Source organism: Virgibacillus proomii (assembly GCF_900162615.1).
GTDB classification, from domain to species: domain Bacteria; phylum Bacillota; class Bacilli; order Bacillales; family Amphibacillaceae; genus Virgibacillus; species Virgibacillus proomii.
Genome location: NZ_FUFN01000007.1, coordinates 76,425 through 89,525 on the forward strand (window position 1 = coordinate 76,425; position 13,101 = coordinate 89,525).

General features: G+C 34.5%; 11 protein-coding genes and 1 pseudogene. 5 read left to right on the forward strand and 7 right to left on the reverse strand.

The window, feature by feature from the left end:
• Positions 1–105 precede the first annotated feature (105 nt).
• Positions 106–1,335, forward strand: a complete 1,230-nt coding sequence (gene hmpA / locus BN1066_RS00450) for an NO-inducible flavohemoprotein (RefSeq protein ID WP_077317534.1) — start codon at positions 106–108, stop codon at positions 1,333–1,335.
• Between the two features lie 126 nt (positions 1,336–1,461).
• Here the strand turns inward: hmpA and BN1066_RS00455 are convergent, their stop codons facing one another.
• The 4 genes from BN1066_RS00455 to BN1066_RS21115 form a co-directional block, all read right to left on the reverse strand.
• Positions 1,462–2,064 (reverse strand): class I SAM-dependent methyltransferase, encoded by a 603-nt coding sequence (locus BN1066_RS00455; protein ID WP_077317535.1) that lies wholly within the window; start codon positions 2,062–2,064, stop codon positions 1,462–1,464.
• A 282-nt stretch (positions 2,065–2,346) separates the two neighbouring features.
• On the reverse strand, positions 2,347–4,062 hold the full coding sequence (acsA, locus tag BN1066_RS00460; protein WP_077317536.1) for an acetate--CoA ligase: 1,716 nt from the start codon (positions 4,060–4,062) through the stop codon (positions 2,347–2,349).
• A gap of 336 nt (positions 4,063–4,398) precedes the next feature.
• Positions 4,399–5,634, reverse strand: coding sequence for a dicarboxylate/amino acid:cation symporter (locus tag BN1066_RS00465; RefSeq protein ID WP_077317537.1), 1,236 nt, complete (start codon positions 5,632–5,634; stop codon positions 4,399–4,401).
• A gap of 528 nt (positions 5,635–6,162) precedes the next feature.
• The gene (locus BN1066_RS21115; protein ID WP_077317538.1) at positions 6,163–6,597 is read right to left on the reverse strand and encodes an MGDG synthase family glycosyltransferase; all 435 of its coding nucleotides are present in this window, start codon (positions 6,595–6,597) and stop codon (positions 6,163–6,165) included.
• A gap of 152 nt (positions 6,598–6,749) precedes the next feature.
• Here BN1066_RS21115 and BN1066_RS00475 point away from each other — a divergent pair, with 152 nt between their 5' ends.
• Positions 6,750–7,313, forward strand: coding sequence for a YkoP family protein (locus BN1066_RS00475; RefSeq protein ID WP_245799655.1), 564 nt, complete (start codon positions 6,750–6,752; stop codon positions 7,311–7,313).
• Between the two features lie 184 nt (positions 7,314–7,497).
• Positions 7,498–8,270, forward strand: a pseudogene (locus BN1066_RS20490) (metallophosphoesterase).
• A 249-nt stretch (positions 8,271–8,519) separates the two neighbouring features.
• Here the strand turns inward: BN1066_RS20490 and BN1066_RS00485 are convergent.
• Positions 8,520–8,726 (reverse strand): hypothetical protein, encoded by a 207-nt coding sequence (locus BN1066_RS00485; protein ID WP_077317539.1) that lies wholly within the window; start codon positions 8,724–8,726, stop codon positions 8,520–8,522.
• 176 nt (positions 8,727–8,902) lie between these two features.
• Between BN1066_RS00485 and BN1066_RS00490 the strand changes: the two genes are divergently transcribed.
• Entirely contained in the window at positions 8,903–9,631 is a 729-nt protein-coding gene (locus tag BN1066_RS00490; RefSeq protein WP_245799656.1) for an endonuclease/exonuclease/phosphatase family protein, read from the forward strand.
• A gap of 83 nt (positions 9,632–9,714) precedes the next feature.
• Entirely contained in the window at positions 9,715–11,184 is a 1,470-nt protein-coding gene (locus BN1066_RS00495; protein WP_077317541.1) for an alkaline phosphatase family protein, read from the forward strand.
• Here BN1066_RS00495 and BN1066_RS00500 read toward each other — a convergent pair whose 3' ends face one another.
• Positions 11,185–12,078: a diacylglycerol/lipid kinase family protein gene (locus BN1066_RS00500; protein ID WP_342745583.1), complete on the reverse strand. Its 894-nt coding sequence runs from the start codon at positions 12,076–12,078 to the stop codon at positions 11,185–11,187.
• Positions 12,079–12,145: 67 nt separating this feature from the next.
• On the reverse strand, positions 12,146–13,084 hold the full coding sequence (locus BN1066_RS00505; RefSeq protein WP_245799657.1) for a diacylglycerol/lipid kinase family protein: 939 nt from the start codon (positions 13,082–13,084) through the stop codon (positions 12,146–12,148).
• Between the last annotated feature and the right edge of the window lie 17 nt (positions 13,085–13,101).

The following is a 13,101-nucleotide window of genomic DNA, read 5'->3' on the forward strand; positions in this document are numbered from 1 at the left end:
ATATTGTAACACAAAAGCTTTAAATTGCGGTTTTATTAATATTTTACTCATTATACAATAAAGATGTATTTAAAATACATCTTTATTGTATGGGAGGAATTTTTTATGGAAATAACATCATCGGGTTTAGATGAACAAACAAAACAATTGATCAAAGCTACAGTACCAATTCTGCAAAAACATGGGACGGCAATTACAAAGCGATTTTATCATCTTATGTTAAGCCATCATCCGGAATTAAAGAATCTATTTAACCAAACAAATCAGCGTAGAGGAGATCAACCTGCAGCGTTAGCAAATACGGTATATGCTGCAGCAGCAAATATAGATAATTTACAAACGATCTTACCCCATGTTTATCAAATTGCCCATAAACATAAAAGTCTACAGGTTCAACCAAATCAATATCCAATTGTCGGAAAGTATTTATTATTAGCGATGAAAGACGTTTTAGGAGATATAGCTAGTGACGATGTTATAACTGCATGGGAAAAAGCTTATGGTGTCATCGCAAATATTTTTATTCAAGTAGAAAAGCAATTGTATAATGCAACTCAACAAGAAAAAGGCGGCTGGGCAGGGTTCCGTGATTTTAAAGTCGTGAAAAAAACAAAAGAAAGCGATGTCATTACTTCGTTTTATTTACAGCCTATTGATGGATTACCTTTTCCTACCTTCACTCCGGGACAATATTTAACCGTTAAGGCAGAAATACCAGGCGAACCTTATACTCATCTCCGCCAATACAGCCTGTCTACAGCTCCAGGTAAAGACTATTATCGGATTAGTGTAAAGCGTGAGGATAAAACTGATCATTTCCCAGGAGGCATTGTTTCAAACTTTTTGCATTCTTCTATTACCGAAGGAAGTATCTTACCAATTAGCGCTCCAACCGGTTATTTCACTCTTGACCTTGATGATACAAGACCTCTTGTATTAATAAGTGGTGGAGTTGGGTTAACACCGATGATGAGCATGCTGGAAACCGTTATTAACGAACAACCAACACGTGAAGTTATTTTTATTCATGCAGCAAAATCTAGTAAATACCATGCTATGAAGGATAAAGTAGCCACTATTAGCAAACAAAATGAACAGGTGTTAAATTATACGATATATAGTAAGCCTGAAGAAATGGATTCATATGATCGAAGCGGTCATATTAGCCATGATTGGCTGAAAACAATTATTCCCTGTACCGATGCCAGCTTTTATTTCTGTGGACCAAAGGGATTTATGAAAACGACATATCTTATTCTTAAACAACTAAAGGTAGCTGATAGCGATATTCATTATGAAATATTCGGTCCTTTAGAGGATATTACAGCATCGTAAAATATTTTTTGCAAAATAACAGGTTTAAAAATACTCATCATAGGACGACATCTCCATGACTCAGATTAATATAACTACTAATCAGTGGATAGTGTTTTTCACTTCCACTGATTAGAGTTTACGTTTTTATTGCTTTTGAACTACTACTTGAATAACGTGACATAAACCGGAATGACGTATTCCCTCATGGCGCTCTGCTTCTCCATAATAAAAATGAATCCATTTTTGTTCACGAAACCATGTTAATAAATCAATTGGATTATATAGCATTGCTGTTTCTTTTGGGCCACCTGTCCGATATGCCAATTGATCCTCTGAATAGACTTCTAAGATCAAATAACCACCTGTTTTTACGGAGGCTAACATAGTATGAATCAAAAATCGTTGCTTTTCTCTCGGAACATGTCCAAATACCATTACCGCTGCATCATATTTATTGGCAGGTACCATTTCTTTCGTAAGATCCTTTTGCTCAACCTGTATGGATACGCCTTTTTCCTTAGCCAACTGCTGAGCTTTCTTAAGCCCTACGCTAGACTGATCATAAGCTATAACATCATGTCCTAATTCTGCTAAATAAACTGCATTTCTCCCTTCTCCCTCTGCAAAACAAGCAACCGCGGAGCGCGGATTTAACCGATGGCTCATCACCTGAACAAATCGATTTGCCTGTTTACCATAAACAAACGCTTTATCAGAATAGCTTTTATCCCAAAATTTTTCTGACATTTCCATCCCTCACTTTGATTGACTGTTTATACATACTTTTTCCCCATTTTCTCTTATTTGAAGTTAGATGAAAACATAAATGCTTGTAGTATGTGTTAAAAAAGGATAAATAGACTTGAGAACCATTTGGAGTAGGGTCAAATAAATACATCAACAACCAAGAAACAAGCCGAATAAGGATAAAGCCTTAAAGCGCCCCGTTCCAATTTTAACATCTATACATTTAAGCAAAAACGAGACAACACCAATAGCAAAAGCTTGGTGGTTGCCTCGTTCCTTCAATTATACTTCTAACGTAGAAGTATCTCCAGTTGGTAATCCAAGTTCCCATGATTTTAATAAACGTCGCATAATTTTACCACTGCGTGTTTTAGGAATCATATCTCTTACCTCTAATTCACGCGGAGCCGCATGAGCGCTTAAACCCGTTCTAACAAATTGCCGGATTTCTTCCCGAAGATCTTCTGAATCTTCATAACCGTCATTTAAAGTAATAAACGCCTTAATTATTTCTCCTCGCTCCGGATGAGGCTTTCCGATAACACCAGCTTCAGCCACAGCCGGATGTTCAATTAATTTACTCTCTACTTCAAATGGTCCGACACGTTCACCTGATGTAATAATCACATCATCTACACGTCCTTGGAACCAGAAATAACCATCTTCATCTCGATAAGCGCTATCACCGGAAATATACCAGTCTTTCATAAAGTAGCTTTCATATTTTCCAGGATTATTCCAGATTGCCCGCATCATTGCCGGCCAGCCCTTTTTAATCGCTAAATTACCCATTTGATAAGGTTCTAATTCATTTCCTTCATTATCAACAATACTTGCCTCAACACCCGGTATAGGTTTACCCATAGATCCAGAGCGTATTTCTAGGGAAGGAAAGTTAACAATTAGTTGTGCACCCGTTTCTGTCATCCACCATGTATCATGAATTCGCAAATTAAATGCGTTCAAGCCCCACATAAATACTTCCGGATTTAATGGCTCACCAACACTTAGAATATGACGTAAGGACGAAAGATCGTATTGTTTTACCATGGCCTCGCCAACACTCGCTAACTTTCGTAAAGCTGTTGGGGCTGTATACCAAACAGTCACATTATGCTTTTCTATGGTTCCATACCAATCATCTGGCGTAAATCTGCCTCCACGAACAACATTGGTTACTCCCTGTAACCAAGGAGCAAAAATTCCATAACTCGTTCCGGTAACCCATCCTGGATCAGCTGTACACCAATAAACATCGTCTTCTTTTAAATCCAGCACCCACTTTCCTGTAACATAATGCTGAATCATCGCATGATGTACATGATAAACACCTTTTGGCTTCCCAGTAGAACCGGAAGTATAATGAAGCAGCATCCCATCTTCCAAATCTACCCACTCTATTTCTGTTTCACTCGACGCCGCTTCCATTTCTTGTCTATAATTAATATATTTGTCTTCTGTTTCGCTAAATTCACCAACAAGTATAATTTTTTCTAAATCAGGCAAATCACTCTGAGGTACGCGATACAATAGTTCTGGAGTTGTAATCAGCATTTTTGCTGCACTATCTTGAAGCCGGTCTCGAACCGCTTGTTCCATAAATGCTTCAAATAAAGGACCGGCAATTGCACCAACCTTTAAAATTCCAAGGAATGAAATATAGAATTCCGGACTTCTAGGCATAAATAGAAAAACTCGATCCCCTTTATTAATTCCATACTTTCGAAGTACATTGGCAAACTTATTACTTCCATTGCGAAGATCGCTAAATGTAAGTTTTTCTTCACGGTCAGGAGAAGAATATAACAATGCGATCTGATCACTTTTATCAGGATTTTCAGCGTGACGATCGATTGCTTCATATGCCATATTTACATTGCCTGTTTCATGCCACGAAAACATTTCATTTACTTGATTCCAAGAAAACGTTTCTCTCATTTTTTCATAGTCTTGGAGATTATAAGTTCCTTCTTTAGCAGGTATTTTTTTTACTTTCATCCAATCACCTCATATTAAAAATTGATATCAGTTACTAAGGGAGTTAATTTTTTTGGTTATTCCCTCTAGACTTTTTCACTTGCAATGAGATCTTTTATTTAAAACACCTTTTTAGATCTCATAATTGAAAGCGCTTAATAAATAGTTAATTTTAAATAATGCAAACCTTTTATGATCTATTACTTAGTTTAAAATATTTTATGACAATTTTAAAGTAATATTCTTTAAAAAATATACAAAATGATCAGATTAATCTTGTTAAGAAGCCTTATTTATTTTACAAATACACATATACATATATGAAACACGCCTAATATAGACGTGTTTTTTATTAATTTAAGCTGTTTGCTCAACTTGATCATCACTTTTTTGTTTTTCACCTTCTGAAATAATATATGCGCAAACGGCATCCCCAGTAATATTTAAAGAAGTACGTAGCATATCTAGTAATCTATCGACACCAATTATTAAGGCAATTCCATCAACTGGTAAGCCTACTTGCTTCAGAACCATTGCCAACATAATTAATCCCACACCGGGCACTCCAGCTGTTCCAATACTTGCAAGTGTAGCTGTTAAAACTACCATAAGCATTTGACTTAACCCTAACGGCTCGGCATAAACTTGAGCAATAAAGACGGTTGCAACAGCTTGCATAATTGCTGTACCATCCATATTTATCGTCGCTCCGAGCGGCTGTACAAAGCTGCTAATAGACTTTTTAACACCAAGTCTTTCTTGAGCCATTTTCATTGCAACCGGTAATGCAGCATTTGAACTGGAAGTACTAAAAGCTACCGACATGGCGGGGAAAAACTGTTTATAGAAATTTACTGGACTTGCTTTTCCTAATACTTTAATAGCAATTCCATACGTGATTACGCCATGTAGTATAAGTGATAAAATGACCGCTACCATATACATAACCATCTGACCTAATGCGTCTAACCCTGCTTCACCAACCGCTGAGGCAATGAGGGCAAACGCACCATAAGGCGCCGTTTTCATGATCCCATTAACTAGAAATATTAATATATCATTTGCCTGCTCAAATAAATTGCGAATTCCTCTTGTTTTATTGCCAAGCGCTGCTAATGCCACACCAATAAATATAGCAAAAGCAATTATTTGTAACATGTTTCCTGTGGACATCGCTTCAATTGGGTTCTTCGGGATAATTTGAACTAATGTATCCATAATTGGTGGAGCCGCTTCTTCTTTATAGGATACATTGCTTGTATCAAATGTTCCTGCTTTACCGGGCTCTAACACAACCCCTATTCCAAGACCAATAACAAGAGCGATAGCAGTTGTAATTAAATAAAATGCAACTGTTTTAATTCCTATTTTTCCTAATTTAGATGGATCTCCTAACCCAACGGTTCCCAGTACGATGGAAACAAACACGATTGGTACTACGATCATCATAATCAAGCTTAAAAATATTTCTCCAACTGGGTTCAATGCATACGTATCAATTGCAGAAAATACATTATTAGGCACAAAGGTTAAACCAACACCTGCAACTACACCCAATATTAAGGCAATCAAAATTTTCTTAGTAAGACTCATAAGCATCGTCCTTTCTTGTTGTTTAGTTGTTATGATACAAGTTAAATTGGTTGTTAAAAGCATAAAAAATAGAATAGTTAGAAAAGGACAAAAATTATGAATGCGCAGAATTTTCACTTAATATCCTGTAAGAAATCTTATAAATTCGCATAGTATACCTACTGTGCACATCATATTCTAATATTCACTTTTCCTTTTTTATCGGTTTTTAAACAACCATGGCATACGATTTTAGTAGATAGTGGAATCAAGAAATGAAATAAATTGCAGTTTTTTGTAAAGGTTAGGACAATTTTTTAGAGTTGCTTTTCTATTTTAACACTTTTTTTGCCGAATGAATAGATCTATTTTTTGGAAAACCTGTATTATTCATAATAAAAACACCTGTATTTCCACTTATTAAAAGCTGAAAATTCGTTGATTTTACTTAGTTTATCGACATTTGTTCACAATTGATCATATCCATAAAAATTTTTCAGCTTTGTTAAGTTTCACGTGAAACTATGATATATATTACAGTAAATTTATTTATCCGGCTAGGAAGAAAAGAATGATCACACATATACCTCTTATGTAAACATTAATAACTGATCCACTCCATAAATTCTCTTTTTTCAAATGGTTTAGAAGGTAAAATGGTAGAGCATGCGTATAAATAATTACATCTGGTTTGATTTGTTTAATTAAATCTCTAATTTTTTTCAAAAATAAGACTTCATAAATATAATAACGTTTTTTGCTTCGCTTTCCTTTTACTACAGCTTTATAAATTTTGCTATAGACTCCTGGAAGTTTATGAATACATTTTAAATAGATGGAGGAAGTGAACATTTCTACCTTGCTATAATGTGATAAAATTTCAACTTTTTCAGAATTGTAGTCATTTGATGATTGATTTAATGATTTTTTATAGTGTTGGCAACTTGATGATGTCCTGAAGGGATTTGTAAAAAAGGCATAAATAAAATCCTGTACATTTCACTTTCGTCTCCTTTTAGTTTTAGTTTGTGAAACAAAAGAATTTTGATTCCTTATACCTGATTTTCCCAGTAATAGTTGAACATCGTCTAATTAATAATAAAACTGTCACTTATATCATCTTGAGGGGTAATAGGATGAGCATTAACATTAGAAAAACCGGACTTTTTGTTTGGAATATCATTGATCCAATTTATTTCCATTTTACGCGTTTAGATTATGTTGAAAACAAATTTGGCAATCGGACAATTATGCGTGTCCGTTTAACAAAGTACAAAGGAAGAAAAGTAACGTTATCGGATGGTACAGAAATTAATAAAAATGATTTGCTTCTAAAAATTCATTTGCATAATATTAAAATATTAGGGCAAATCCAAGATTACGATAGTGAAGTTAGAAGAGCTTTAGCGATTTATAAGACTGTACAGGAATCACTCCCAGAAATCGCCCATTATATTCAAATAAAAGGGTATACGAATGAGATCAAGGGATTAATTGGTATTACAATGCTGCATAAAGGGTGTAAGAAATTAGGGTTTGAAATTTATTCTATTCATAACCGATACTACAAACTGTTTAAACAAGTAACTCTTTTACCTATTCATTTATTATCAAGCAATAAAATAAAGAAAAAAATACCATCCCCTATTTATTTATTCATGTCAAAGGATAGGCTATTTGAGAAATATAAGAGGGTTTAATGGAGCGCTAATCCCGTATTGAAAGACAGTAAGACGCCAATTTTGAGGGAATAGTCAACCTGTCCGTAGTACTTGAATCTTCAACTAATATTCTGTAGAGAAAAGTACTCTAGAATGAACTTCCACCTCAAACTCTATTATAAGATGTAGAGGAGGGGAAAAGATAATATATTTAATGATCGCAATTTTTACAGTACTAATAGGGTACATTTTATATAAAGGTTATAAGAATACACATTCGGTAGCTATCAATCATATTTAATTAGAAAAAGATTCTCCATCAACTAATTCCACTTCCTTCGTACTTCATATTTCTGATATGCAAATTGAAAAGTTATATCATTTACACCAGAACACTTATTTACGGATTTGAAAATCGACCAATTGATCTTATTGTCTTGACAGGGGATTTCCTCGATCGAACGAAGGCTTCCAAAGCTTGTTCCGTATTTAGAAGCTCTAAATAAGTTGAACCCTGTTTATGGGCTCTATGTTTTTTTCGGCAATCATGAATATGTTTTGCACGATTCAAATTTTAATCAGTTAAAAGAATTATTAAATGAACATGGATTTAAAACGATGCAAAATGTGCATGATAGTTAGAGATTGACGGAAAACGTTTAAATATCATTGGGATTGATGATTTTAGCACAAATCGTAGTAACATAGATAAATCCCATGAGAAAATACAAAAAGGTTACATTTAGTTCTAACCCATAACCCGGATATCGTTCTCACCATACTAGACCATTATTTTGACTACCTTTTGTCTCGCCATTTTCATGGTGTACAAATACATTGCCCTAAACCATATTACCTTGTGAAAATGGCGAAATTAGTTCGAATGACATGGTCAAAAGATTGGAGTAACACGATGGTCGACCATTTTATATAAATGATGGACTAGATCAAACAGGAGTAAACATACGAGTTGGAAGCCGTACAGAAATTACCTAGCACGATTTTGCAACTACATGCCGAGGTAGAAGAGAATAACGTAAGAATTAAAAAGAAGCTACAATAGAGTTTGTGAATCATCGTTCGGATTTTTCTTTGACTATACCACTTTTGTCCCAGTCTCTTTCATAATGTGTTTTAAATGGATGGTAACACCTGAAGAGACGTGATAAGTTACTTTCTATTTCAAAACTGCATATTTTGATTATTATCTTCCATTACTTGCTCCTTCTACAATTCATTCGTAAATTATTGATTATCTTGGTTGTCCATCATATTCTGTAATGGTTTGGTTAATTGTTGAACGTTTTGATTATTTAGCGTGTTCGAAATAGTTTGAGGTAATTGTTGAAATGTTCCATTTTGAATTCCTCTTGTAATCCCATATATCACAGCTTCAGCAGCTCCAATTGTAAGCAGTAAAGTTATCATGCCACGGTTATTAACCGCATTCACTATCCTTCATACATTGTAATCAATTGATTCTAAGATTCCTTTTAGAATTGATTTTAGTTTTTATAAGTCGGTTTAAAAATATTCGGTCCTATGTTTTCTATATTTTCGTATCTATATGAAGTGATTGGGTAAAATGATGAATAATTACTTTTATTCAAATGAGGAGGTGCGCTTTTTTGATACTTAAGGTTATGACGTATAACATTCACCATGGTGTGGGTACGGATAAACAACTGGATTTGTCAAGAATTGCTGAAGTAATCGAAAAAAGTGATGCGGATATTATTGGCCTTAATGAAGTTGATAAACATTTTTCGAAGCGAAGCAACTATGAGGATCAAATTGGCTTTCTTGCCAATGAATTACATATGAACAAGGCTTTTTCTCCATCTGTCTCTTTAAAAACAAACGCGTCATCCTCCTCGAAAAGACAGTATGGAAATGCACTTTTATCCAGATATCCAATCATTTATCAAGAAGTTTTTCATTTTAATTTTATTTCAGGCCTTGTTGAAGGAAGATCACTTTTGGATACATCAATTCAAATAAATAATAAGCCAATAAAGGTTTATGTTACCCATTTGAGTGTTAATCCCTATCTTTATCATCTACAAACCAGTTACATGAAGCAAGTTATTCATAAAAAGTCTCAGCCGGTAGTCATGATGGGAGATTGGAATATGAGACCTGGATCAAGAGGGTGGAGGAAAATTCATCATACATACAAGGACGTATGGTATGAAACGAATTACAGACATGGATACACATTTCCTTCTCACCGTCCGAGATGGAGATTGGACTATATTTTTGTTAACCGAAAAATGGAGATTATCGAAGCAGAAGTCGTGAAACATCTACCACAAGCTTCTGATCACTTACCATTAAGAGCCCAGCTTCGTATTTAAGTGTTATTTTATCAAGTTTTTCTAATTATTTTTTTCAAGTATTCCATAATAAGAAAAAACTTCTGTTGAAAGGATAATTAAATATGACTTCAAAAGAATCACAACAAAAAAGAGTTATTCTCCTTATGATTGATACCTTGATAGATGATTCCATTCAAGCATCTATAGAAAGAGATAAGGTTCCTGCTTTAAAATTTTTTATAGAACATGGGTATTATTACCCGAATGTTGTTTGTCCTTTTCCTACGATGTCTGTGAACGTTGACAGTACACTGTTAACAGGCGTATATTGTGATAAACATAAAGTTCCAGGATTAGTTTGGTTTAATAAAAAAGAAAACAGAATTGTGAATTATGGCAGCAGCAGTAAAGAAATGTTTAAACTTGGAATCAGGCAAATCGTTTTAGATACGTTTTATAATTTAAATCACGAACATTTAAACAGAGAAAAACTCACTATTCATGAGTCATTAAAAGAGAAGGGATATCAAACGGCATCTATAAATACACTATTATACAGAGGAAGTACGAAACACAAATTGAAAATTCCATTCGTTTTATCTTACTTAACAGTTATGGCTAAAGAATTAACTACAAATGTACCTGATATTTTTTCATATGGATTACTTGCTAAACGAACTTCCTTAGCTAAGAATTTGTTTGCTCTAAAAAAGTACGGGTTTAACGACAAGTTTTCCGTGAATGAATTGAATCACCTTATTAGTAATGATAATCTACCGCCTTTTACCCTTGTTTATCTTCCCGATTTTGATCAACGTGTACATAAAAATGGAAGAACAGATATAAAAGGACTTCAGAAAGTCGACAAACAATTACAGCGAATTTTAAATAAGTTTGATTCGTGGGAGGAGGCACTTGAAAATAATATTTGGATTATCCTTGGTGATAATGGCCAAGCAACGATGAAGAAAAATCGGAAAAAAGCTTTAATTCATTTACATGAGCTATTAGCAGATTATCAAATTGTGAAGTTGAAAAGAGGTGTCACCTCTGAAGATGATATTGTACTTGGGGTTAATGAAAGAATGACTTATATATATTCTCTTCAACCAGAAAAGGTTCCTTTAGCAGACATTGTAAGCCGATTGAAGCAAGATAAACGAATAGACGTCATTGCCTTTCAAAACGGGGAAAAAATAACTGTTTTGTCAGGATTATGTGATGGAGAACTTCATTTTCATCCGGATGGAGATCTTACGGATGATTATGGACAATCCTGGTTTATTGAGGGAAATTATGAGTTATTAAATATAGAAATTCGCAATAAAAAACTCATCTATAAGGATTATCCAGATCCGTTAGCAAGATTGTATGCTTCCCTTCATTCACATGATGGGGATTATATCGTGGCTAGCGCAAAACCTGGCTATGAATTTAAAGGGGAGGGTTCTCCGACTCACGTTGGCGGTGCTAGTCACGGAGGATTGCATAAACAGGATTCACTCGTTTCCATCATTATCTGCGGAACAAATTCCACCCCTAAATATTTGCGAACGGTAGATTTGAAAGAATGGATTGAGTCATTAGTTTAGCTATAAAACAAATAGAGTAGATGGAGATATCATAATTTTAAAAGGAGTTTCCCCTATGATTTCTCCATCTCCATGTGCTGTCATCGGTGGATTAGACATTATTTTTAACTGTTTTGCTTTTAGTATGGTAACAGATGGATGAGTTACGTGTTTTCCTTTGAAAACAGAAGGAAATATCCGTAAAAGCTGCCATCTTGATATTTCTTTCACAATACAAATATCAAAAAGCTGATCGTCATTTTTTGCGTTAGGGCAAATCATCATTCCTCCTGCGTAAAATGGTGAATTTGCAATGGCGATTAACCATACATTTTGATGTTTAGCAAGCTTTTGATCAATCTCCAAGTCGATATTTGTCGGCTTATAGTAAAATAAAACCTTCAGTACATTAACGATATAGGAGATACTGCCCATTCCCGCTAAATTCAGGATTTTTTTGTTTTGAGATTGATTGGTCTGCTGGGCTACTTGTCCATCAAAACCAATACCTACAATTGTAGCAAAGAACTTATTGTTAATATTACCAACATCGATGATTTTTTGTTCCCCTTTTAGGACTCTTTCCAATGCTCTTTCATATTGGAGTGGGATACCCATTCCTCGGCAAAAATCATTTCCTGAACCTGCAGGAATAATTCCCAGTGGGATCTTAGAACCTACTAGTCCATTAATGATTTCATGTACCGTGCCATCCCCGCCAACTGCAATAATCGCTTTTACATCTTTTTTTTGTATGATTTCCTTTACTAATTCTGTTGCATGATGTGGACGTTCCGTAATAAATACATCAAAATCAATTTGGTTTTCTTGAAGTAAATTTTTGATTCGATACCAAATTTTTAAGGCCCTGCCACTTCCTGAAAGTTTATTCACAATAAAGTAATACAATTTCATCACCTATTTTAGTAATTTTTAACAAATATATCCTTTATTTTTCATAAATATACTAATCTTCTTTGAGTTATTCTTTATCTGGTATGAATACATGAAGATAATTTGGAAGAACCTCAAATTCCGTACTGTATACATCCACTTGATCTCCATCCAGATTTACAAATAAGTTATCAGGAATGGAGAAAGATGCTGAATGAACCTTGTAATAATCTAAAGGTGCAACGGTTTCGGTAAGATGAAGCATTTTAGCGAGTAAGGCAAAAAGTAGTTTCAATCGATTCGTATTTTTGCATGTAAAAAGGTGGAAATAACCGTCATTAGCGTGTGTTGTCGTATTGATAATTCGTTCTAAAGGTCCAACAGAATTTCCGTTCATAATTAAAAAAATAGAAAGATCCGACAGTTCCACGTGAGGAGAAACACGGATTGAAATTTCTCCAGGTGGTTTTGTCAGCAGTAATGTTTTTATAAAGTAAATACTATAAGCTAACTCACCAAAGTAGGATTTAAGTAAAGGTGAAGTTTTATATGTAATATCTGTTAGCCAACCGGCTGCTGCAATGTTAGCAAAATATTGATTGCCAAACTTTCCGATATCAATACTTTTGGTTTTCCCTTTTTCGATAACGGATACGGATTCTTCGATGTTAGAAGGAATACCAATGAATTTTGCAAATTCATTACTTGTCCCAAATGGGAATATCCCGACAGTCGGTCTATATTCCTGTTCCGCTAAATGCTGTAGTGTATCGTTAATCGTACCGTCTCCACCGGCAATAAAGATCGCATCCCAATTGTTTTCACATGCTTCTCGAATGGCATTTCCATTTTGTTTCATTTCGATAGAAGAGTGAACAGTAATTTCATAGCCTATATCATTCAGTTTTTTTATTAGCATATCGGTATATTTATGATTCTTCTTCTTACCCGAAACGGGATTGTAAATCATTAATGCTTGTTTATTCAACGTAACACCTCTTTTTACTATGACTCTAAACTGTTTCAAGTTCCCTGCTCCTGTTC